The sequence below is a fragment of the Deltaproteobacteria bacterium genome (assembly GCA_019308995.1).
Lineage (GTDB): Bacteria > Desulfobacterota > Desulfarculia > Adiutricales > JAFDHD01 > JAFDHD01.
In genome coordinates, this window is record JAFDHD010000019.1 from 25,444 (window position 1) to 49,935 (window position 24,492).

The 24,492-nt window shown below is 50.3% G+C and carries 17 protein-coding genes; 12 read left to right on the forward strand and 5 right to left on the reverse strand.

Annotated features, from left to right (window positions below):
• Positions 1–155: 155 nt before the first annotated feature.
• From JRI95_05490 to JRI95_05505, 4 genes are all read left to right on the forward strand, one after another.
• Positions 156–1,112: a hypothetical protein gene (locus JRI95_05490; GenBank protein ID MBW2061003.1), complete on the forward strand. Its 957-nt coding sequence runs from the start codon at positions 156–158 to the stop codon at positions 1,110–1,112.
• 27 nt (positions 1,113–1,139) lie between these two features.
• Positions 1,140–2,615 carry an acetyl-CoA hydrolase/transferase family protein gene (locus JRI95_05495; GenBank protein ID MBW2061004.1) on the forward strand — a complete coding sequence of 492 codons (1,476 nt, stop codon included), beginning with the start codon at positions 1,140–1,142 and terminating at the stop codon, positions 2,613–2,615.
• Positions 2,616–2,720: 105 nt separating this feature from the next.
• Positions 2,721–3,566: an SMP-30/gluconolactonase/LRE family protein gene (locus tag JRI95_05500; GenBank protein MBW2061005.1), complete on the forward strand. Its 846-nt coding sequence runs from the start codon at positions 2,721–2,723 to the stop codon at positions 3,564–3,566.
• A gap of 211 nt (positions 3,567–3,777) precedes the next feature.
• The gene (locus tag JRI95_05505) at positions 3,778–5,223 is read left to right on the forward strand and encodes a 4-hydroxyphenylacetate 3-hydroxylase family protein (GenBank protein ID MBW2061006.1); all 1,446 of its coding nucleotides are present in this window, start codon (positions 3,778–3,780) and stop codon (positions 5,221–5,223) included.
• A 326-nt stretch (positions 5,224–5,549) separates the two neighbouring features.
• On the opposite strand, the gene JRI95_05510 is transcribed toward JRI95_05505, so the two are convergent.
• Positions 5,550–6,953 carry a CoA-binding protein gene (locus JRI95_05510; protein MBW2061007.1) on the reverse strand — a complete coding sequence of 468 codons (1,404 nt, stop codon included), beginning with the start codon at positions 6,951–6,953 and terminating at the stop codon, positions 5,550–5,552.
• Between the two features lie 313 nt (positions 6,954–7,266).
• Between JRI95_05510 and JRI95_05515 the strand changes: the two genes are divergently transcribed.
• Positions 7,267–8,709, forward strand: coding sequence for a hypothetical protein (locus tag JRI95_05515; GenBank protein ID MBW2061008.1), 1,443 nt, complete (start codon positions 7,267–7,269; stop codon positions 8,707–8,709).
• A gap of 270 nt (positions 8,710–8,979) precedes the next feature.
• Here the strand turns inward: JRI95_05515 and JRI95_05520 are convergent, their stop codons facing one another.
• Positions 8,980–10,137 carry a hypothetical protein gene (locus JRI95_05520; protein ID MBW2061009.1) on the reverse strand — a complete coding sequence of 386 codons (1,158 nt, stop codon included), beginning with the start codon at positions 10,135–10,137 and terminating at the stop codon, positions 8,980–8,982.
• A gap of 387 nt (positions 10,138–10,524) precedes the next feature.
• On the opposite strand from JRI95_05520, the gene JRI95_05525 reads away from it, so the two are divergent.
• The 4 genes from JRI95_05525 to JRI95_05540 all read left to right on the forward strand — a co-directional run bounded on the left by JRI95_05525 (position 10,525) and on the right by JRI95_05540 (position 18,132).
• Positions 10,525–10,953, forward strand: coding sequence for a response regulator (locus tag JRI95_05525; protein MBW2061010.1), 429 nt, complete (start codon positions 10,525–10,527; stop codon positions 10,951–10,953).
• Positions 10,950–15,326 carry a PAS domain S-box protein gene (locus tag JRI95_05530; protein ID MBW2061011.1) on the forward strand — a complete coding sequence of 1,459 codons (4,377 nt, stop codon included), beginning with the start codon at positions 10,950–10,952 and terminating at the stop codon, positions 15,324–15,326. The genes JRI95_05525 and JRI95_05530 overlap by 4 nt, the downstream gene beginning before the upstream one ends.
• A gap of 16 nt (positions 15,327–15,342) precedes the next feature.
• Complete coding sequence (locus tag JRI95_05535) at positions 15,343–15,975, forward strand: response regulator (protein ID MBW2061012.1); 633 nt, start codon at positions 15,343–15,345, stop codon at positions 15,973–15,975.
• 462 nt (positions 15,976–16,437) lie between these two features.
• Entirely contained in the window at positions 16,438–18,132 is a 1,695-nt protein-coding gene (locus JRI95_05540; GenBank protein ID MBW2061013.1) for a long-chain fatty acid--CoA ligase, read from the forward strand.
• A gap of 64 nt (positions 18,133–18,196) precedes the next feature.
• Here JRI95_05540 and JRI95_05545 read toward each other — a convergent pair whose 3' ends face one another.
• Positions 18,197–19,144, reverse strand: a complete 948-nt coding sequence (locus JRI95_05545; GenBank protein ID MBW2061014.1) for an amidohydrolase — start codon at positions 19,142–19,144, stop codon at positions 18,197–18,199.
• 322 nt (positions 19,145–19,466) lie between these two features.
• Here JRI95_05545 and JRI95_05550 point away from each other — a divergent pair, with 322 nt between their 5' ends.
• The 3 genes from JRI95_05550 (at position 19,467) to JRI95_05560 (ending at position 22,483) form a co-directional block, all read left to right on the forward strand.
• On the forward strand, positions 19,467–19,979 hold the full coding sequence (locus JRI95_05550; GenBank protein MBW2061015.1) for a nitroreductase family protein: 513 nt from the start codon (positions 19,467–19,469) through the stop codon (positions 19,977–19,979).
• A 96-nt stretch (positions 19,980–20,075) separates the two neighbouring features.
• On the forward strand, positions 20,076–20,534 hold the full coding sequence (locus tag JRI95_05555; GenBank protein ID MBW2061016.1) for a DUF3237 domain-containing protein: 459 nt from the start codon (positions 20,076–20,078) through the stop codon (positions 20,532–20,534).
• A 530-nt stretch (positions 20,535–21,064) separates the two neighbouring features.
• Entirely contained in the window at positions 21,065–22,483 is a 1,419-nt protein-coding gene (locus tag JRI95_05560) for a CoA-binding protein (protein MBW2061017.1), read from the forward strand.
• Between the two features lie 137 nt (positions 22,484–22,620).
• Here JRI95_05560 and JRI95_05565 read toward each other — a convergent pair whose 3' ends face one another.
• Both JRI95_05565 and JRI95_05570 read right to left on the reverse strand, forming a co-directional pair.
• Complete coding sequence (locus JRI95_05565) at positions 22,621–23,607, reverse strand: D-glycerate dehydrogenase (protein MBW2061018.1); 987 nt, start codon at positions 23,605–23,607, stop codon at positions 22,621–22,623.
• A gap of 47 nt (positions 23,608–23,654) precedes the next feature.
• Entirely contained in the window at positions 23,655–24,449 is a 795-nt protein-coding gene (locus JRI95_05570; GenBank protein ID MBW2061019.1) for a 2,4-dihydroxyhept-2-ene-1,7-dioic acid aldolase, read from the reverse strand.
• Positions 24,450–24,492 lie beyond the last annotated feature (43 nt).

Here is a 24,492-nt window from a genome sequence, read left to right on the forward strand (position 1 = left end):
CCTGATAATTGACTTCTGCGGGCTAAGCCAGGAATGAATCTTCGACTTCCCCTATAAAACAGCTATTCTGTTTTTTTCTTTATAAAATTGTTGTATGATGCCTTTAAAGTTATATTTCACCATTTCTTGAAGAAATATTAGCCCGTGGAGACAGAATGGCGAAAAACGTACAGCTTGCCCAACTCGTTGATATGGATTCTCCGGAAGATGTGCTGAAAGAGGGACTCCTAATCCTCAACTTGATTTCTCCAGATTTCGACCTCGCCCCGGTAACCACCGTCTTCCATAAAACCGTCAGCCTTTACAGGGGCGAATGGCCTGGATATCAGGCCTGCAAGACCGAGTTTCACGATCTCCTTCACATGACCGATACCTTTCTGGCGCAGGCCCGCCTGATTCACGGCGCCATCATTAGCGGCCAGACCTTCTCGGAGCGCCACATTACTCTGTCCCTCCTTGCCACCATTCTCCATGATGTGGGATACATCCAGAAAGATGACGAGATGGAGGGTACCGGGGCCCAATATACCGCCCTCCACGTCCAGCGAAGCATGGATTTTTTAGAACACCACGGTGCTGAATACGGCCTGTCTCATCAGGAAATCGCTGAAGGCCGGATGATGATTCTGTGCACCGATCTGGCTGCGGATATTTCCGCAATCGCTTTTCCTTCATACGAGGTGGAACTCCTGGGCAAGATGCTGGGTACCACGGATCTCCTGGCTCAAATGGCCGATCGAACCTACCTGGAAAAACTCCTGTTCCTCTATCATGAATTCAAGGAAGGCGAGGTGGGTCAGTACGAAAGTGAAATAGACCTCCTCCGCAAGACCGTTGGTTTTTATGATTTTATCGCCCAGCGCCTTGAAAAGACACTCGACGCCGCAGACCGGTTCATGAGTTTGCACTTCGCCTCACGGTGGAATGTCCATAAGAACCTCTATCAGGAGGCGATTGAAAGACAGAAAAACTATCTAATAAAGATTCTTGAAACCAAAGATTCCGATCCCCGCCGCTTTTTGAAGCGCGATGGGATTGTGGCTAAGGTTCGAGAAGAGTACGAAGAAAAGAGCGAAAAAGGTGAAACCGAGTCGTCCGAAAGAAAAATATAGCACGCCAAGAAAGGATTGAGATCCCTCATGGAAAGAAGACCGATTAAATTGGATAACTGGCAGGAAGAGTATAAGCGCAAGCTGGTGTCACTCGAAGAGGCGGCCAAGGTGATTAAATCAGGAGACCATATTTTTATACCGAATGGTTACATCGGAGAAATGCCTTACGCCCTCGTGGCCCGGCAAGACGAGCTGCGTGACGTTCAGGTGGAAGTCTGCGCCCCGGCCATTGATCCAGGATGGCTTTCGCCTGGCATGGAGAAGTCTTTCGATATCATTGCCCGAACGTATTTGCACCAGGCGCGGCAGGGCCATGATGAAGGCCGGATACATTTTCTCCCCTATACCAACGGCACCTGGTTTAAACCTTACCGCGACAACCGGCCGGGCGCCCGGGACATTGACGTCCTGCTGATGGAAGTCTCGCCGCCGGATGAAAACGGGTTTTGCACTTTTGGCTTCGTTGTTTGGGAAAAACGGAACTATGCCACAAAGGCAAAAACGGTGATTGCTGAAATTGATTCACTCCAAATAAGATCTCACGGAGATACGGCCATCCATGTCTCAGAGATTGACTATCTGGTTGATATCTCCGTACCTCCGGTCACAGAAGAGGAAAGCAAACTGGTGGCCAGCCGATTTCCTCTAGAAAAACAGGATCAGGCCAGAGAGGCCGCGGCCGTGGCGCCTCCCAGACTTCTGCGTCGGGTTCTTCCCTTGATTGAGGAGATTGATTTACCGCTTATAGAGTTTCAACTGAACCTGGATGAGCCTGATGAGGAGACCAGGGCCATTGCCCAGCATCTGAAGACCGTGCTTCGTGACCGCGACACAATCCAGATCGGGGTGGGCAAGCCTTCCAAGTACATGATCGAACTGGGGGTCTTTGACGATCTTGAAGACTTGGGTATTTTTACCGAAATGGCCTGTCCGGGCATGGGCTTCCTGGTCAAACGAGGCATTGCCACGGGTAAGTATGCCTCCCTGCACCCGGGCAAGGCCGTCTTTACCGGCTTGATCGGTTTCCGCCCCGAGGAAATCCGCTGGGCCAGCAATAACCCCCTCATAGAGCTGTATAGCGCCGATTACACCGTCAATATCGCCAATATTATCAAAAATGAAAACATGATCTCTATTAACAACATAACCCAGGTGGACCTCACCGGGCAGATAACCTGCGAGTCTCAATTCGGCCCGCGATTGATCAACGGGCCAGGCGGTCAGATTGAGTTTCATATCGGCTCCTTTTTTGCCCCTGGCGGCCGGGCCATCTCCCTCATGAAATCCACCTGGAGTGATGGAGCGGTTTCCACCATTATGCCTTATCTTGATCAAGGTTCTCTGGTGACTATTCCCAGGGTTTACGCTGATACAATCATTACAGAGTATGGCGTGGCCGAACTGGTGGGAAAAACACACCGGGAACGAGCTATGGAGCTGATCCGCATAGCGCACCCTGATTTCAGGAAGGATCTAGAAAAAGCCGCTCAAGATATTTTTTAAGCAAGGCAGCCTATTTCAACACGGATCAGTCGAATCTGAGCGATCTCGTTTCCAGCCCGCAGGTCGCATCTCACGAACAAAAGAATCTTTCAGGGAGGAATCTTTATGACGCTTGAGCCCACCGTCCTTTTGGATGGACTTCTTTTCCCGGAAGGTCCACGCTGGCACAACGGAAAACTCTGGTTCTCTGACATGCACGCCAGCTGGGTTAAAACCGTGGACCTGGAAGGCAAGACCGAAGACATCATCGAGGTGCCTGGGTGGCCTTCTGGTCTGGGATGGCTGCCTGACGGCCGATTGTTGGTGGTTTCGATGACGGATCGCCGCCTGCTTAGACTTGACCCTGGAGGGCTCACCGAAGCGGCAAACCTGAGCAAACTCGCGTCGTTTCACTGTAATGACATGGTGGTTGACAGCCAAGGCCGGGCTTATATTGGAAACTTTGGATTCAATTCGGCTGCTCAAGCATCCTTTGCCTTAGCCGAAATCGTGCTGGCTACTCCTGAAGGCAGGGCGCGTGTTGTGGCTGACAAAATGGCCTTCCCCAACGGAACCGTGATCACGCCGGATGGACAGACGCTCATCGTCGGCGAAACCTATGCTGCGCGTTTGACCGCCTTTGACATCGAGCCCGACGGATCTCTCACCAACCGCCGTGTCTGGGCGCGCCTGAAGGAGGCAGTCCCCGATGGAATCTGCCTTGACGAAGAAGGTGCGATCTGGGTTGCGTCGCCGGTGAGCTCCGAGGTCCTGCGTCTTCGTGAGGGCGGTGAAGTAACTGACCGCATTATAGTGCAGACCCGGGCCTATGCCTGCATGCTGGGTGGGCCGGACCGGCGCACGCTTTTTATTCTCACGGCTGAGTCCTCCCAGCCGGATGAGGTTCAGGCCAAAGCGAGCGGGCGAATCGAAATCGTGCCGGTTGACGTCCCTGGGGCAGGCCTTCCGTAAATTCCCCCTGCCACCTTGACCTGAGCCCTTGAAGGCATAAGCTAACTAACGGCGGAATGCCTTTACCGCAGGCGGCCTGCATTTTGAGCAAGACGGGACCTGATTGTTATTCTTGACTTGCTTCTTTGAGAAAAGACGACCCTTTCCCCTCGACAAAGAAAGACAGCTGCTGCATAATTCCACCAGACTGCAAAGGAGGTAATTTTGCGCTATGCCTATCATGACCGCAGAACAATATGAAGAAAGCCTGAGGAAATTAAACCTGGTGATCTATATGTTCGGTGAGCGTGTGGAAAACCCGGTGGATCACCCCATTATCAGACCCTCGATGAACGCGGTGGCCAAAACATACGAACTGGCGCATCTCCCGGAATATGAAGACCTCATGACCGCAACCTCCCACCTGACCGGCCAAAAAATCAACCGCTTTACTCACATTCATCAAAGTACCGATGATCTGGTCAGGAAGAGCAAGATGGGCAGATTACTCGGCCGCCACACAGGATGCTGTTTTCAGAGATGTGTCGGCATGGATACCCTGAATGCATTGTCCATCGTGACATATGATACCGATTTAAAGTACGGAACGGGGTATCATGAACGATTTTTGAAATACCTCGAATACGTTCAGGAAAACGATCTGACCTGTGACGGCGCCATGACCGATCCCAAAGGCTTTCGGCGGCTCCCGCCCCATCAACAGCCTGATCCTGACCAGTTTCTGCACGTGGTGGAAGAAAGACAGGAGGGCATTGTAGTCAGAGGGGCAAAGGCGCATCAGACCGGCGCGGTAAACTCCCATGAAATTATTGTGATGCCCACCATCAGCATGAGGGAAGCGGACCAGGATTATGCCGTCTCCTTCGCCCTCCCCAGTGACACCGAGGGGATTATCTACATCATGGGTCGCCAATCCTGTGATACCAGGAAATTAGAAGGCGGCTCGCTCGATCAAGGCAATCTATTCTTTGGGGGGCATGAAGCGCTGGTAATCTTCGACAACGTCTTTGTCCCCTGGGAGCGTATCTTCATGTACAGAGAATGTGACTTCGCTGGACAGCTGGTGGAGATTTTTGCGGCCTATCACCGGCAAAGCTATGCCTGCAAAGTCGGTGTGGGCGATGTTTTGATCGGCGCCAGTCAGACCATAGCCGAATACAATGGTACGGAACAGGCGTCTCATATAAAAGACAAGATTGTCGAGATGAATCATTTGAACGAAACACTGTACTGCGGCTGTATCGCCTGTGCCTCGGAGGGACATAAAGAACCGAGCGGCACATACTGTGTCAACATCTTACTCGCCAATATCCATAAACATAACGTCACCCGGTTCCCATATGAAATTTCCCGGCTGGCCCAGGATATCGCAGGGGGGTTGATGGTAACGATGCCTTCTGAGAAGGACTTTAAATCCCCGCAGACTGCCAGATGGTTGGATAAGTACTTTAAGGCCAATCCGGACGTGCCGACAGAAAATCGAATGCACGTTCTCCGGCTCATCGAAAATATCACCCTGGGAACCGCAGCGGTCGGGTATCTGACAGAATCCATGCATGGCGCCGGTTCACCTCAAGCGCAGAGAATCATGATTTCCCGCCTGGTAAATCTGCAAGAAAAACAAAAAGCCGCCCAAAGGCTATGCGGCATACTTTAAATTACGATTCCAACGAAAACTCGGTATTGACCTGCCTCTTCAGGCCACTGATCGTTGTGTATATCAAGTTCTACAAAAAGGATTCATGGCATACGGGGTTCGAGTTATGGTGAGGCCCTGGTGATGGCGTGCTGCCCTTAAGGAGCAAGCGCGCGCCACGGCCAGCGCCGTTGTTCATGCAGCCTTCTTCATCGTTAGATATGAGCCGCCAAAGCCGGTGGCGCAAGAAGCTGCATCTTCTCCGCAAGATTAAGTCGGAGCTTATTGAGGTGAATTTCAATAGAGAACAGCCTGTTTGATTCTGTCCTTAAAAAAAACCATGTTATTCAATGGCTGAGGTATTTCCACTTGAGCACAGACCTTATGGTAAACAAGGCCTCTGGCATCGTTTCAAACACCGGCAGGCCGGCATCCCTGAATGCTGAAAAAAGCTGAATTTTCCTTTCTTCGAGCTGGAGATCGTCTTTAGAAAACCTGGAAAAGATAGGTATGACCGGTTTTTCCATCCCTGGAAAAGTTTCGGTCATGAGTTTGATCACTCTTTCTAACTGATCAGGCTGCAGCGTGCGTATGTATTCCAAATAGAAAAACGGGATGATCAGATCTATATTCTTGTCAGAGTCCATAACCTTTATCGTATGCACCATGATCTGAAGGTCTCTGCCATATGCGCCCAGGTCAACCGGGTTGGCCGTACTTGTATTTATTCTGGATATCTTCTCATTGATGCGCTCTTGGGTTGACGCCTCCAGTTCAGGCAGTGAAAAGCCGTGCAGCGCGGCAAGGTCAGTAAACAAAACCGAGGTGCCGCCGCCGGCGCCCAGGAAACCAACCCGGGACCCCCTGGGAACCTTGGCTGAGGTAACCAGTGTTACCACGTCAAGCATTTGCTCTAGCGTCTGGACCTCTATACATCTGGACTGGCGCATAACCGCAGAGAAGATGTATTGAGGCCCACAGATGGCCCCGGTGTGGCTTGCCGCGGCCCTGGCCCCCTGTGCGGTCGCGCCGCCCCTGAGAATAATGACAGGCTTTTTCGGGGTGGTTACCTTCAACACCTCTAAAAAAGCTCTTCCATCCTTAACGTCTTCAATATAGGCGGTGATAACCTTGATGGCATCGTCTCGGCCAAAGTACTCAATATAGTCGTGAGCCCCTAAATCAATCTGGTTGCCATAGGAAATGGCTTTATTCAGCTCCAGTTTGCGGGATTGCGCCATACGCAGGAAATTCAGGCTCACACCGCCGGATTGACCAAGAAAGGCGATTGTTCCAGGCCCCGCTTGCTCAAGCAAAGGATTATAATTAAAGGTAACTTTTGATTCCGTGCACAATACGCCGATACAGTTTGGACCGATAATCCTTGTCCCACCCTGCCGGGCCTGTTTGACCATGGCCCTTTCGAGTTCAATATCGCCTATCTCGGAGAAGCCAGAAGTGAAGAAGTGTACGAATTTGATACCTTTCTTTTGCGCGGCCGTTACCACCTCCAAGGCCCGCCGTACCGGGACCTGGACAATGGCGAGGTCCACCCCTTCTGGAAGATCATCTATGGATGGAAAGACCTTTATGCCGTCTATCTCCTTGTGCGCCGGATTTACCGCATAGAGTGCACCCTGAAAGCCGGTGCGTTTAAGGAGCTGAAAGTAAGGGAGCTTCCCCTCGCCTAAACGCGGGGATGCCCCAATGACAGCAATACTGGATGGGTAGAACAGCTTGTCCAGATCCATGTGCCCTCCTTTAGCTCAACCAGGTGACGTTTCACTCGAACACCTTCATATCCCCGAAAATTACTTCACAGTCAATTTAAAAGTGACTAATGTCAAATATAGAAAAGGAACCTGGACTCAGGCAAGATAGAACCTTAGTAAACAAGATTCAGTGAGGCACGATCGGTTTGGTAACCCCAATGAAAATAAGTCGGTTTTTTATTGTCAGCCGCCTGATCCATCAAATATAATGCTTCTGTGAGCAAATCGGGTTTTTTACTCAGACAGTCAGTATTAACTGCCAAACAATTTTTAATAAGCAAGGGAGGAAAAAATGATTAAGACACCAGAGCAATACATCGAAAGCCTGAGGGATGGCAGGGTGGTCTATCAGGATGGAGAAAAAGTCAAGGATGTGCCCACGCACCCTGCCTACAAAAGGATGGTAGAACGAGCGGCTTCAGAGTTTTACATAGCCCAGCAGCCCGAATACCGGGAACTGTTTAATGTGATGGAAGACGGTGAGGAATATTCCTTTTCGTATCACGTGCCTGAAACCGGTGAGGACCTTCAAAGGCGGAGGATGATTATTCAAACGCTGGATCGCTCGGCAGCCGGAGGGTCCAAGCTTACGGGAGTGGACGGCCTGAACGGCGTTGCCTTCGCCGCTCACAAGATGGACGCGGCACTGGGTACGAATTACGGGGAGCATGTTGATAATTACCGCAAGTGGTGTATGAAGAACGACCCCGGCCTCTGTGCCGCGGTGAGCGATCCGAAAGGCGACAGGAAGCTGCATGCCGAAGACCCGAAGCAAAAACATAAAGACTACTACGTCAGGATAGTTGATCGAACCGGTGACGGCATCGTCATCAACGGGGCCAAGGTCCACATCAGCCACGCGATCTTTTCTAATGAGCTCATACTGCTGCCTTCCCGCAACCACAATGAGTCGGGCAAGGATTACGCCCTGGCCTGCGCTGTACCGTGTCATGCCAAGGGGGTGACTTTTATCGGAACAGACACATCAATTGCCGGCGGGGGGGGCCATCCCATGATAATCTTTGACAATGTTTTCGTTCCCAATGAGAGGGTCTTCCTGGCTGGCGAATGGCAGTTCTCTAGGATATTTGCCACCTCCTTCGCACGCTACCATCGCCTCACCGCCGCGACTTACAAACACGTCCACCTCCAGGTCCTGGCCGGACTGGCCATGCTCATGGCGGAATACAATGGGCTGACCCACGCCACCCGTATCCGGGACATGCTGGCCTGGCTGGCCATGTACGCCGAGGTAACCGAGGCTATGGGCAAGGCCGCGGCCCTGGATGCTCAAATTGATCCGGAGACAGGTTTTGCGCAGCCAAATTCCGTTTACACCAATTGCGCCAAATTCTGGTTTGCCGACAACTGGCATCAGGCCGTAAAGTATATCCAGGATATAACCGGCGGCATCGCCGGAACCATGCCTTCTATGAAGGATTGGGAGAACCCTGATATACGTCCGTACATCGAGAAGTACCTCGGGGGCGTGGCCGAGTATCCCACCGAGGAAAGGATACTGGCGCTGAACGCCATCAACCGGCATACATCCGCCTTTATGGGAATCCTCAGCATCCATGCCGAGGGCTCTCTGGCCGCCCAACGGATGACCGTCTATCAACAAGCTGATTGGGAGCAGTTCAAGGCCGCGGCCAAGCATTCGCTGGGGCTTCCAACAGACCACCCGGCTTATAAGGAACTGCCTTCCGAGCCGCCATGGAAGTTTGCGGAATGAGCGGCTTATTGCTGCGTTGATAATGTCATTGTTTTGGCCGCTCACATGAATATTTTATAAAGTATCTACTCTTGACCACCATAATAACAGGTAGAAAAAAAGGAGTCCGGAATGATCGAACCCGGGCTCCCCAAAATTAATAATGCTATCGAGATCAAACGCGGGAGATGCCTTCAGTTATAATTCCAGGATAAACGTTTTTTTGCTGCGGAAGCTTTGTAGGTCAGGGTGGCCCGCGAAGCGGGTCTCCCTGACAACAATTTAGAGGACTTAAAACTCCTTACCAAAATGATCCCTGTTCCACCGCCTGCCTTCATCGAGCATGGCCAGGTAGTTTTCGAGAGGAATATAGCTGGCCACCGAGTTGCCGGTGCCCAGGACATAATGCCCGGTCGGCGCGCAGGCATCGAGGATCTCGCGGGTGCGTTTTCTGACCTCATCCTCGGTCCCAGCAGCCAGGAGGTTCACGTCCAGGCCGCCGATGATGCCGACCCTATTGCCCCAGCGGCGGTAGGCCTCTTCTACCGGCATGATCTTGTCCTCGAAGCTGTGTTTGCCATCAATGCCGGTTTCGCAGATATCGTCCATAATGGATTCGATGTTGCCGCAGGAATGCAGCAGGGCCAGTTTGTCCGCCTTGTGGGCCAGGTCAACCATCTTTTTCAAATGAGGCAGGAATTTTTCCCGAAAGATTTTAGGGGAAACCAGTGTCCCGGAATAAAACCCCATATCGTCTCCAATAAAGATTCCCCCGACGTTTGGCAGCGTCATCAGTTCTTCAGCCCCGCGGTAGATTATGTCTGATATCTTCTCGATCACCGCATCCACCAAATCCGGCTGATCATATAAAGCATAGGAGAATGGAACCATGCCCATGAGCCAGGTTGTCCACTCAAACAACCCCCCAGGCAGCACCATGACCTTCATGCCTTCCGGGACCATGTCGGCAAGCTGTTTGGCGCCAAGGTTAATTATCCCGGGGCTCTCCGGCCACTCGTAATCTTTAAAGTCTTCCCAGCTCATGATCGGGCCCCTGTTGCTGTCCAGATAGGCCCTTCGGCCACCTTTAATTTTTGAAGATTTGCTTGCGAGCTGCAGGCGGAAACCAGGGAAGTTCAGTAAACCATGGGTGGTCACAAAGTCCCAGCCCACCGCTTCATAGAACCTGACCGATTGCTCGAGGAATTTAACCCCTTGCGCAATGGTCTCCTTGATCGAGGTCTCAGAGGGCTCCCTGCTGCTGGCCATGAGCTGGAGAAAGCTCCCGACCCTCTCCCCCAGAAGAGCGCTCATGATCCCCGAGTCCGCGAAAAGGTCACCCGCCGGCACCGGGCCAGGCGCCCGTCTAGTCACTGCCTTGCGAAAACGCTCGAAGTCCGGTTTCCAGCCTTCAGGTTTTACCTTGAAGCTCGTTTGACTTCCACTCATTTCCTGCTCCTTCATATTTTAATCAACTTACCGGCAGCTCATATCCTTGTCAATTATTACCCTTAAAAAGCTTTTCCTCGCCCCTGGCCGCTTGAAGCCTGGAAGTGTTCCAGTCCACTTAAAAGCCTAACCCGAAAACTCTCATGTTCGTGAGGCCGAATTAATTTGGCGATGCTATTATCTTGTTATTTTTTACTAAATTAAATAAAATAATAAAATAAGTAAAGCACTTATCCTCCATAGGTGCGGGCAGATTTTCAGGTAAAGGGTTTACTAAATTAAATAAAATAATAAAATAAGTAAAGCACTTATCCTCCATAGGTGCGGGCAGATTTTCAGGTAAAGGGGTTATTTTAACCCTGGAACATGGGAAAATATAAGGAGGGCATGATGTCCAAGCTTAAAATCCTGATCGCCGAAGATGACAAGACGACCCGGACTTTCTATGACAAGGCGCTGGACGATGAAGTCTTTGAGAAGCGCTTTGAAACAGACGGTGAAGAGGCCTTGAACGCCTATAAATCCTGGAAACCGGACATCCTGGTCCTGGACATCATGATGCCTGGCATAAGCGGCTACACGGTGCTTAAAACTGTTCGAATCCAAGAGAAAGACCAATCCGTAACCATCATCATGGCGACTTCTATGGATAAAGAGGAGGACGTCAAGGCCTGCCTCGAACTGGGAATCCAGGGCTATCTGGTTAAACCGGTTGATTTCAAGGGCGCGGGTGAAAGGATTTTAAGCTGGTATCGCAGCCACAAACAGGCGCAAGCCGAGGCTGAAGGGGAACAATCGAAAGGAGGCAGCGGATGAGAATAAGCCACAAATTATTATTAGGATTTGCAATAATTATTTTGTTTATAGGAGTTATTGGACTTGTCAATTGGAAGTCTTTTAAAAACATCGAGGGAATTCTTAATGAGTTAAATAATGATATTGTTCCCGGCGCACTGGCCATGACCGAGATGAAGGGCTCAGCCGAGCAGATAGCGCATAAGACCATTGAGTATATGTTAACTCATAATCCTGAAAGTAAAGCAGAAGTTCGGGCAGCCATGGAGGAACTGCAGAAAAGCACAGCCGAACATAAAGCGCATGAAAAGCATATTGGTTTAGAAGAAAAAAAAGAGGCAGAAAAACTTGAAGAGGAAGCAAAACAGCTTATTTCTAGAGCCAACGAAATCATTGACCTGAAGGACCGGAGAGTACCTCTAGACGTTCTATTAAAAAAAGAAAACGAAGAACTTCGCGAGGTCCTTTCCTCTTTTACCGGGTATGTCATAAGCCATAAGGCAGAGCACCTAGAAGAGCTAGCCATAGCAAATGCTCAAGTTTTTCAAATACAGGCCAGGGCTACTAAATATATTATTATAACAACTCTATTGCTCCTCGGTATAGCGGTTGGTCTGAGCCTTTTCATCTACCGTTCTATTTCCGGTCCGATTAATAAACTGCATAAAGGAACCGAGATGATAGCCCAAGGCAATCTGGACTATAGAGTAGGCACAGACGCTAAGGACGAAGTCGGCCAGCTTTTAAGAGCATTTGATGAGATGATCGAAAACCTGAAGAAAAAAACCACATCAATAGACAATCTCAATAAAGAGTTTGCCGAGCGCAAGCAGGCGGAGGAGGCACTGCGGAAGGAAAGATATGATCTCGACAAGCGGGTCAAGGAACTGAATTGCTTCTATGGCATTTCTAATCTTATCGAGCAGCCGAACATGTCATTAGAGGAGTTACTTCAAGGGGTAGTTGATCTCATTCCCCCTTCCTGGCAGTACCCGGAGATCACTTGCGCGCGCATTATATTCGAAACTCAAGAGTATCGAACCCAAAACTTCAGAGATACAATTTGGAAGCAAATCAGCGAGATCAAAGTGCATGGCGAGCGGGTTGGTACTCTGGAGGTATGTTACCTGAAAGAAAAACCGAAAAGCGATGAAGGCCCTTTCTTGAAGGAAGAAAAAAGTCTGCTCGATGAAATTATTGGACGATTGGGCAATGCCATCGAGTCTATGCAGACCGAGAAGGCGTTGCGTGAAAGCGAAGAACTCTTTAGAAAAATCACCACTTCCGCCCATGACGCCATTATTATTATTGATAATAATGGAAATATTTCCAACTGGAATGAAGCCGCGGAAAGGATATTCGGTTATTCAGGCCATGAGGTTCTAGGAAAGAATCTACACGAAACCTTGATTCCCGAACGCTTTCTGGAAGCTTACCAGAAGGCCTTTCCTCGGTTCCAGGTCACGGGTCAGGGGGCTGCCGTGGGTGAGACCCTTGAACTGGCGGCCGTTAAAAAGGACGGAACCGAAATCCCCATAGAACTTTCTCTTGCAGCTATAAGCTTGAAAGGAAAATGGAATGCCGTGGGGATAATAAGGGACATCACCGAGCGCAAGCAGGCCGAGGAGGCGCTGCGCCAGAGTGAAACCCGCTTCAGAGAGCTTTTTGAAAATATAAGCTGCGGCGTGGCGATCTATGAAGCCGTGAATAATGGAAATGACTTCGTGTTCAAGGACTATAACCGGGCCGGAGAGAAGATGGATGGAACAAGCAGGGAAGATGTCATCGGAAAGCGTATCACCGAGACGTTCCCTGGGGTAAAGGAGTTCGGCCTGTTTGAAGTCTTCCAGAGAGTTTGGAAAACCAGTGAACCAGAGCATCACCCCACCTCATTTTACCAGGACGATAGAATAACGGGCTGGAGGGAGAATTACGTCTACAAACTGCCTTCAGGCGAAATTGTGGCTGTCTACGACGATGTCACCGAGCGCAAGCAGGCCGAGGAGGCGCTTAAGGAGTCAGAAGAGAAGTATCGTCTCATAGCCGAGAACATGAGTGATGTCGTCTTTACCCTGGATATGAACGGGAATCTAACTTATATCAGTCCATCAGTTATACAGTCGCGCGGCTATACTCCTGAAGAAGCCATGAATTTGAGGGGAGAAGAAGCCATGACTTCTGCTTCCTTGAAGCTCATGACAAAGGAGTTTACCAAAGAGCTGGCTTTAGCAGATGAGGAGCCTCTGGGTCACCGGGAACCCCTGGCACTTGAGCTTGAGTTTATTCGTAAAAACGGCTCCACATTCCTGGCGGAGGTGAAGTTTACGTTCTTGCATGATCAGGATAACAAACTTGTAGGGTTTCTGGGCGTTTCAAGGGATATTACCGAGCGTAAGCAGGTCGAGCAGGCGCTCGTGCAGGCCAAGATAGAGGCCGAACTGGCCAACCAGGCCAAGAGCGAATTCTTAGCCAACATGAGCCACGAGATCCGGACGCCTATGAACGGCATCGTGGGCATGACCGGTCTGCTGCTGGACACCGAACTGACATCGGAACAGCGCGAATACGTTGAAACGATTCAAAACAGCTGCGACTCCCTGCTGGCAGTCATCAACGATATCCTCGACTTCTCCAAGATTGACGCGGGCAAACTGGAGATGGAGACGCTTGATTTCGATCTGCGCACAACCCTGGAAGACATGAACGAAACACTGGCGGTTAAGGCCCAGGAGAAGGGGCTGGAGTTTATCTTTCGCATCGCCCCGGACGTCCCCTCGCTGCTTCAAGGCGATCCCGGCCGTCTCCGTCAGGTCCTGACCAATCTTATTGGCAACGCCGTCAAGTTCACCGCTCGCGGGGAAGTAGCCGTTAATGTGAGCCTGGAGCAGGAGGATGACGCCCAGGCCATGATGCGCTTTGAGGTGACTGACACCGGTATTGGGATTCCCAGGGACAAGACTTTCTCGCTCTTCGAGGCCTTTACCCAGGCCGACGCCTCAACCACCCGCCAGTACGGGGGAACCGGCCTGGGACTTACCATCTCCAGGCGCATTGTCGAACTGATGGGCGGTCAAATCGGGGTTGAAAGCGAAGAGGGAAAGGGCGCCACCTTCTGGTTTACCGCTGTTTTGGGCAAACAGCCCGAAGGCACAGAACCTGTTTACGAACTGGCCGAAGACATCAGAGACACACGGATTCTGATCGTGGACGACAACGCCACCAACCGGCGCGTGCTGGCGGAACAGCTCCGCTCCTGGCACTGCCGTTATGATGAAGCGCCGAATGCAGATACCGCCCTGAAAAAGCTTGCCGCCGCTATAGCAGAAGGTGACCCCTTCCGAATCGCCATCCTGGACATGTTAATGCCAGGCATGGACGGAGAGGCCCTGGGCAGAAAAATCAAAGCGGACGCATCCCTGCGGGAGACGATTCTGGTGATGATGACCTCGGCCGGAAGACGCGGGGACGCCGCCCGTATGGAACAGATCGGATTCTCGGCCTATCTGACCAAGCCGGTCAAACAGTCCCGGCTTTATGACTGTCTCGTAACAGTCCTGGGTCGAAAACCACAGGCCGCGGCAGGCCAAAAACCGATCGTCACCCGGCATACTATCGCGGAAGACAGAAAGAGAAATATTCGCATCCTGCTGGCCGAGGACAATATAACGAACCAGAAGGTAGCCTTAAAGGTCTTGGAAAAGCTGGGCTTTCGGGCCGACGCGGTGGCTGACGGCCAGGAAGCGGTTAAGGCCCTGGAAACCATACCTTATGATCTGGTACTCATGGACGTTCAGATGCCCGAGATGGACGGTTTTGAGGCAACGCGGGTCATCCGGGATAAGGCCTCGGCAGTCAAGGACCACGGCATTCCCATCATCGCCATGACAGCACACGCCATGAAGGGCGACCGGGAAAAATGCCTTGAAGCTGGCATGGACGACTATGTCTCCAAGCCGTTTCGGCCCCAGGAACTGTTCGAGGCCATACAAAAGGCGCTCCTTAGCGACACATCCCCGCCAGCCCGTGAAGCTGCCAAAGCCGGGTCCCAGGCCAAGGACGTCTTTGACCGGCCTGTCTTGCTAGACCGGCTCTTCGGTGACGAGGAGCTTGTCAAGGAGATACTGGAAACCTTTCTAGAGGACGCCTCTGGACAGATTAATGAGTTAAAAGAGGCCCTCAAGAATAACGACGCCTCGATGGTACGCGAATACGGCCACAAGCTCAAGGGCGCCTCTGGCATGGCCTGCGCCGTGGGCATGCGGGAGGCGGCTCTCCAAATAGAAACGGCGGGCCAAAAAGAAGACCTGGGCCGGGCAGCTTCTCTAACAGAAAAGATCGAGCAAGAGTTTATGAAATTGAAAAAACACCTGTTTGAGTCAGGAATCCTGATGTAGAGAGGAGAGGCTCTTCATGAAAGTGTTAATCGCTGAAGATGACATAACGACACTCAAAACCCTTGAAGCCCTTTTAACCCGGTGGGGGCATAAAGTAGTTTCCGTCCAGGATGGGAACAAGGCCTGGGAAGTGCTCCAGTCTCCAAACGCCCCCAGGCTCGCCATCCTCGATTGGATGATGCCCGGACTGGACGGCCTTAAGCTCTGCCTCAGGATTCGCCAGCAGGAAATGCAGGTTCCAGCATATATCATTCTCCTCACCAGCCGCGACCCCGAAGAAGACATTGTCGCGGGCCTTGAAGCCGGTGCTAATGACTATGTCACCAAGCCGTTTAGCCGCAGCGAACTGCGCGTACGCATATTAGCCGGGCAGAGAATTGTCGAACTGCAGTCCACCCTGGCCAACCGCGTTAAGGAGCTTCAGGATGCCCTTGATCATGTCAAAATCCTGCAAGGCATCCTGCCCATCTGCATGCACTGCCACAAGATACGCGACGACCAGGACGTCTGGCAGCGACTGGAAAAATACGTTTCAGAACGCTCCCTGGCCGAATTCAGCCACGGCCTTTGCCCGGAATGTTTGGAAAAGTACTATCCTGAGTATTCCGAGCCGAAACAAAACGATGTTCCAGATCAAAATAAACAGTAGAAACTGATTAAAAACGATTGGTAACTTTGGTTCTTCTCCAAATTAGTTGATAATAAAAACTTGATAACCATATATTTGACCATAGGTAAAAAATTCAAGCGAAGGGGCTTATCCTTGGGTCTATTAATTAACGCTCTGATATTGTTAAATTTAGGAGCAATCTAATATTCTTGTCCCATGGAAAATCCCCTTTACAAAAGGGGAGCGTTTTAAAGTCCCCCTTTTCTAAAGGGGGATTTAGGGGGATTTTTTTAGGCCGAGTCTTTTATCAACAACACTTTTGTTAAACTCCACCTGCCTATCCAATCTATTGAAATTGCAACTGATTATATCACAACCCAATTACGAAACATTGGTTAAATGATCAACAAAATCGGAGATGATCCATTTTTAAATAACGGCTAGAGGCTTCTAAAACAATCTACTAAAGGTCATGGCATCAATCAAATAAGGAGGCTTGAAATGGAATCAACTTCTGAATCAAGACCCTGGCTTTCTCTGTATCCCCCAAGCTATCTTCCGGATTTAACCCCTGAAGCTTCGACAGCCCTCAACCATCTCCGCCGAACTGTCAAAATAGAAGGCAAAAGACCAGCCCTCTTTTACTTTACCGAGACAACTTCCTATCGTCAGCTTGATGAGATGAGTGATGCGTTTGCCTGTGCCTTAAAGGCCCTTGGAGTGAGTAAAGGAGATCGAGTGGCCCTCTATCTACAAAATATCCCCCAGTTTGTTATTGCTCAATATGGTGTCTGGAAGTTAGGAGGGATCGTTGTTCCCCTAAATCCTATGTATAAGGAGAAGGAACTCACCTACTATTTTAGCGACGCTGGTGTCAAGGTGCTTATCGCCCAGGAATCCCTTTATATAGGTTCGGCTCAGGATGCCATTGATAATAGCGGTGTTCAGCATGTAATTACAACTTGTGAACTGGACTTTACCGATGGCAGCGCCGCTTTACCAGCCATGATGCAGGGAATTGAAAAAAACAAGGGATTGGGGACGCTTGACTTTGTGGATCTATTGGAGAGGTATCAGGGGCAGCGTCCCCCTGACGTGCAGTTATCATCCCATGATGTAGCTTATCTCACTTATACATCCGGAACTACGGGTCCGCCTAAGGGAGCTATGAACACTCATGGAAATGTCGTGTTTAACTCAGAGGTCTATCGCCATTGGTGGCAGCTCGAATCGTCTGATGTCATCCTCGGTGTCGCCCCTCTTTTTCATGTTACTGGTATGATCGCTCATATAACAGCAGCCGTGGCCTCAGCCATTCCTCTCGTCCTGTTTTACCGCTTTGATACCTTTACAGCCCTTGAGATGATCGAACGGTGGAAGGTTACATGTACAGCAGGCGCCATCACTGTATTTATCGCCTTGCTCAACGACCCGGTTATCAATGAACGTGATCTGTCCAGTTTGCAAAAAGTCTATAGCGGAGGAGCTCCTGTTATTCCAGCCATCGTTGAACAATTTGAAAAGGCAACTGGAGTCTATATCCACAACCTTTATGGGCTCACAGAGAGCACATCCCCCACCCACATGGTTCCTTTCGGGGTAAGAGCGCCTGAAGATTCAACTACTGGAGCCCTTTCCATTGGAGTTCCAATCCCAAGCCACTTTGCAAAAATCACGGACCTGGAAGATCCTGAAAGGGTACTTTTCCCTGGGGAAGTTGGTGAGCTGGCCGTTAAGGGCCCGGGAATAATTCCAGGATACTGGAAAAAACCTGACGAAACAGCCCATGCCATTCGACAAGGGTGGCTTTATACCGGTGACGTCGGCACAATGGATAAAGACGGCTGGTTTTATATCCTAGATCGGAAAAAGGATATGATAATTGCATCAGGATTTAAGGTCTGGCCAAGGGAAGTCGAAGACTGCCTCTATCTTCACCCTTCCGTCCGTGAAGCGGCTGTGGTGGGTTTACCGGACCCATACAGGGGTGAAACCGTAAAGGCCTTTGTGGCCTTAAGGGAGGGAAATGAGGGTCAGGTCACTGAGGAAGAGATAATAAATTTCTGTAAGGAGCGGCTGGCGGCCTACAAATACCCTAGAAACGTCGAGTTTGTCTCAGAGATTCCCAAGACCCAAACTGGAAAATTCTTACGCCGGGCCTTGCGGAATACTGACAACTCTCAGAAAGAACCTTAGTAAGACCCTGATCACAAAATTTCGACGATCTCCGATTCCCAGCCAGGAGATATTATGATTTTGGTTAAAGTGATACAGGTATCGAATCAAGCAACCTTCGCGCATTGCCATCAAGAAGGGCCATCACCTCTTCTTCAGTAAAAGGCTGGCTCGGTGGCGCCTGATGGGGAAGGCTTTCTATAATTTTAATCCACTCCTTGCTTGAGAGGGAGTCTTCCAAAATGGGGGCGTCAGTGCCAAACATGACCCTGTCCCGCCCGAATTCGTCCAAGAACTTCCTGAGGATATAACAGAATTGGCTGTAGCGTTGCCTGGCGATAGTCTGCCAGGCGCAGAAATCGCACATAACGTTTTCCCTGACCTTCCCCAAAGCTATTAGGTCTCGCCAGAACTCAAAGCCGAGGTGAGCCACTATCACGGTAAGATCAGGGAAATCAACAAGAACTCGCAGTAAGACAGCAGCATGAGCATTGCCTTGATTATAGAACGGGGGATTCTCCGGTCCCATATGGAAGTATACTGGAATCTTCCAGGCAGAGGCCCTTTCGTAGAAAGGGTAGCACTCTTTGTCGGCGGGAAGGAACCCGGTCGTGGGGTACAGCTTTATTCCCCGGGCGCCCCATTCGGTGACACACTTTTCGAGTAACTCCACAGCGCCCTCTCGCCTGGGGTCTACGCCACAGAACCATATGAAGCGGTCCGCGTGTTTCGCTGCGACCTCACTCACGTGCTTGTTCTGCTCATCAATGGGTATCTCGGCCTCACCAAACAGCAGACCGTAATCAAGGTGTAATATGATGGACTTTTCAATGCCTGCCTCATCCATTCGCCTGATGTGACTCGTGCCGTCTGGGTCAAAGTTCTGTGGGCGAGTGACGCTCATTTCCTCTGCTTCGGCCCGCGCTTCCTCAGGGTTCCGGGCTTCGTGCTCACCCGGGACCCAGGAAGGCGATACGGCATTCTCACTAGTAAATCCTTTGACAAATAAGTGGCAATGCATATCAATAGTCATCTCAGTCCCCTCCTAATTACAAGCGATTTGAATGATTTCCCGGGAGACAGCCTGCTAGTTTTACCATATCAACTGATTGCAGTGCATGTCAACAGCGCTGAGATGGGTATATCGGAGGGTCATTTTCAAAGAAATAGTATGCCTTATCTTGACAAGATTACTATAAGCATCGTCATTGATTGCCGCCATCAGATATGGTAAGCATATTTAAAAAATCAGAAATCAAGCAGCGACAGTCTCGATGATTTAATCCTAAAGAAACATATCGTCAACCGAATCATCAGAGATGTTCATAATTATAAGTTGAACGGAGGGTATCGCCATGTATGTTAAAGAAGCCATTGCCAATCGTCTTAGCATCAGACAATATACCGAATCATCCATCCCCTGTGAGCACCTGGAGACGCTTTTCAAATCGTTGCAACTGGCCCCTTCAGCCAGTAACCTTCAAAATTGGGAATTCGTTTTCGCCGGTGATCCCAAGCTCAAGCAGCGTCTCGTTCAGGCTTGCTCCTATCAGCCTTTTGTGGCTCAATGTTCCTATCTTATTGCCGCTATTGTTGATCCCGCGTTAAAATGGCACCAGGTGGACATCACCATCGCCCTGACAAACTTCACCCTGCAAGCCATGGAGTTGGGTTACGGCACATGCTGGATAGGCGCTTTTGATGAATTTAGAGTCAAAGAGCTTTTAGGCATACCCGATCACAAGAAGGTGCTTGTTTGTATGGCTTTTGGCATACCCAAGGGAAGGCACGCTCCGAAAAGCCGTAAGGCGATCGAAGAATTTGTTTACCTAAACGGCTATGGCCGTCCATTCCAAGTTAACCCATAAACAGCGAATATATTGATTGGCAGTGTTTTAAATGTCGTAATAAAATCAGTGAGAATACAGGCTGAAAGGAAATCGAATTAAAATAAGGAGTCTAATATGCTTGAACTTAAGTCAGAGTTTCTCTGTGAATTAGTGGGGGATTTAGATGATCCTCAGGAAATTGGGGCAACACCTTATGGTGTTCGAATGATTGTTCCTATTGTTGGTGGCACAGTAAAAGGACCCAAATTAAACGGAGAGGTACTTGCTTTTGGGGCGGACTGGATTCTTATGCGCTCCGATGGCGTGGGAGAAGTAGATGTTCGAGCCACTATGCGTGCTGATGACGGTGAACTCATCTATGTTTATTACCGTGGCATCTTGAAAATTGCTCCAGAAGTTATGCAACGGATCCAAAATGGCGATGACGTTGATCCATCTGAGTATTATTTTCGTACTACGCCGATTTTCGAGACCAGGTCAGAGAAATATAGTTGGTTGAATCAGATTATCTGTGTTGGTGTTGGTAAAATTGAACCAAAACGAGTTCGCTATAGGGTGTATCAGATACTTTAAAATAAAAAATTATAGGCGAAGAAGTCTACACAAGGTTATACACCTAAATTGAGTGCTTTTTATAAGTCTCAAGCTGCATCACGGTGGAAACAGAACGACCGTTGAAACGCTATAGTAATTTTGACTTGGAGGTGTCTCAGTTTTATTGATACATTTCGGCTTTCGATTTTCGAGAAAGAGCTTTGGTAAGTATTATTAAGTTAAAGAAGGGTAAGAGAGACCATATTATGTTGAAGATGATGTTATCTCTAAATGCTTTATCCTTCCCAATCATTCATGCCAGGGAATAGCCTTAATTCTACACTCTTGTAAAGCCCTTTTCCTTGACACACCAGGACATTTCCTCTTATATTGCTCACAGAAAAAAAGGATTTTTCATCGTCTCCTTTCATTTCATCTGCATGTGGGACGGGTTTTAGAGGTTATCACGGCCCGGTTCATTCAGATGGTATTTATCCTATTTGTTCTCAATCAGGCTACATATATTTTCAGCCGGCTGTGACCGGTTTTATTTTACGGAGGTTTCATTGATGTCAATTCACCCACTAGAGGAAATTCTCCACCCAAAATCAATCGCCGTGGTTGGAGCCTCAGACGGTGGTCGAGGAGGAGGTTTCATCACCCCCCTTCAAGAACTCAGCTACCAGGGGAAAATCTACCCGGTTAATCCCAAGTACCCGGAGATCATGGGTTTGAAAGCCTATCCCAGGGTCAGAGACATCCCGGGGCCAGTAGATTACGTCATTTCTTCCATTCCGGCGTCAGAGGTTCTAGGTTTGATCGAGGACTGCGCCCAGAAGGGTGTCAAGGCAGTCCACCTCTACACAGCCCGTTTCAGTGAGACAGGGCGAAAGGATGCTGCCGATTTAGAAATAGAAATTCTAAGGCAGGCAAGAAAAGGCGGCATACGCATCATCGGCCCGAACTGTATGGGAGTCTATTATCCTGATGAGGGAATCGCTTTTTCCGATGGTATGCCCAAGGAATCGGGGCACCTGGGACTCGCATCTCAGAGCGGGCAAGCAGTGGGTGAGATTGTTGGCTTCGCCGCACAGCGGGGAATTCGTTTCAGCAAGGCGATAAGTTATGGTAACGCCCTTGACTTCAACGAATGCGATTATCTTGATTATTTTTTACAAGATCCCCAGACAAAGGTGATCCTGATGTATATCGAGGGAGTGAGGGACCCCAGAAGATTCCTGAATTTACTGAGGCGTACCGTTGCGGTTAAACCGGTTATCATTGTCAAGGGCGGCAGAGGAGAAGCCGGAACAAGAGCAACGGCCTCTCATACTGCGTCTATGGCCGGCTCTCGACGAGTTTGGCAAGCTGCGATTGACCAGACTGGCGTTATCAGCGCCGTTGATCTCGAAGAACTTGTTGACATAGCCGCTGCATTCTATTTCCTGCCCGGGATTGCCGGTCGGAGTGTTGGGGTGGCTGGTGGCAGTGGAGGCAGTAGCGTGCTCGCTGCTGACTTGTGCGAAGAGGCTGGCCTTGATGTCATTCCATTACCAGATGATATAAGAGAAAGATTAAAAAACCAAGGCAACCCCATCTGGGACTGGATAGGCAACCCTGCTGATTTTTCGATTTCAATGCGGAATTTTGCCGATGCCGCCATAATAACGCGAATGATGGCCCAGCATCCAGACTTTGACTTCCTTATCGTTTTCGTTCATGGCCCGTGGCGCAGAGGGCCAGAGCCTTTCTCGCTTGATAAGCACATGCAGCAATTTAACGTACACGAATTGCCTGACAAACCGATAGTAGCAGTAATATCGGACAGACCTCGAGGTGCCGGTAGTGAAGCTGAAGAGCACGCAAAGATTATGGCCCAGATACAGGCAAGGCTTGTCGCTAATAATCTACCTGTCTATCCTAACATCGGCCGCGCCGCCAGGGCCGTTAGCAAAATGATAAGGTATTATGAGAAGAGAAGGTTGTAGCACTGTCTCTTCAATGTTCCCGAAAAACTGATAACCACAATTCTAACCTCTCTGCCGCGATGTCTACTTCCTGTTCACTCAATTGGCCTGATGACAAGACAGGAGACATGTTAATCATCTAATTTTAGGACATAACACTAGCTGCTGAGAGCTTCGCGGTTGACGCAGTTCGGCGGCACTTCTCCGCGTAACCCGGCCAGAAGGTTTTCGGCAGCCATAAACGCCATCCTTCTTCTGGTTTCAAAGCTGGCGCTGCCTATATGGGGAGTTATAACAACGTTATCGAGCGTCAACAAAGGGTCATCGGGCGGTATGGGTTCGACTTCAGTGACATCTAGCCCTGCTGCGAAAATCTGCCTCGACTTGAGGGCTTCGTAGAGCGCCCGTTGGTCAACGATCGGTCCGCGCGAGGTATTGATAAAGACGGCGGTCGGCTTCATGGCCGCAAACTCGGCGGCCCCGATAAGGTGTCGGGTTGATGGAAGCAGCGGTAGGTGGAGTGTAATGAAGTCGGCAGCTGAAAGCAGTGTCTCAAGCTCAGGGACGTATTCCACACCGAGTTCCCTTTCTTCCCGCTCGCTCTGTCTGATGGGGTCGTAATAGAGCACCTTCATGTTGAAGCCTTTGGCTCGCCTGGCTACCCCAGCACCAATGCGGCCCAAACCCGCAATACCCAGGGTGGCGCTGTGGATATCCTGCCCCAGCAGTGTCTGCGGGCCCCATGTCTGCCACCGCCTCTTCCGGGTGTAATTATCTGCCTCAACCACGCGCCTGGCCAAGGCCATGAGCAAGGCAAAGGTAAGGTCGGCCGTAGTCTCGGTGAGCACCTCGGGGGTGTTCCCCACCACGATGCCGCGCCGGGTCGCTTCCACGATATCTATATTATCGTATCCCACCGCCAGGTTGCTGATCACCTTCAGCCTGGGAGCGGCCTTCATGACAACCGAGTCAATCCGGTCGGTCAGAAGCGTTAACAGGCCGTCAGCATCCCGGGCCTTTTGCAAAATAACGTCATATGGCGGGGGTAATTCCTCGGACCATACCACCATCTCGGCAGTCCGGGCAATCATGTCCAAGGCCTCCTGCGCTATCTGGCGCGTAATGTAAACTTTCGGTCTGGCCATATCTACTCCTTGGGATTAATCTGGGGCGGTTCAAGCTGTGAACGTGGTTAAGTCGAGGCCAGCAATTCCTGCATCCCCTTGGCCTGCTGTCGGCACCATCCGAAAATGACTCCCAGATCCCAGCCAATACAGAAATGACGAACCCCCATCTCAACATATGGTTTTGCCGCTTCAAAGCTGGCTAGTTCTACCCTGGGAGCGACGCCCTTTTTCAGAGCCAGTTCTATCATGTCCCGATGCGTCTTCTGTACCTCGGGACTACCCCCCTGGCCCGGCTTGCCGATGCTTATGGAATAGTCAGACGGACCGAACTGGACCATATCCACGCCTTCAACTGTAAGTATCTCTTCCAGGTGCTCCATGGCGCCCTTTTTTTCGATCATGATGGCAATGACGACTTCGTTCATGGCCTTGACCCACGCCTCTGTACCGGCATAGGAAATATAGCCCACATTTCGCCGCATGCCAGCACCGTGTGTGCCGCCCGCCTCTGGCGTCTCCGGCCTGACCAGTCGAACACACTCCCTGACCTCTTCCGCGGAACGGCAGTCAGTGAACAGTACGTTCTGAATACCGGCGTCTATGGCCCTGGTGGCAATGAATCCTCTGCCTTGCTCTTCCACCTTCATCATGGAAGACATGTCAGGAAAAAGCTCGATGGCCCGGCCGAAATTATCCATCTGCTCAAGGCTAAAGGGGGAATATTCCCCGACATACTCGATATAGTCAAAGGCGCCTGACTGGCCGATTACCTCCACAACCCCCGGCCATGGTATGATGACGTGGGTCCCCAGCGTTGGTTTGCCTTCATTCAGCAGCTCCCTGAGTCGGTTTCTTTTCATCAGAGTTACCTTCCCTTCTGTTAGAACTTACCGCTTTTAAAAG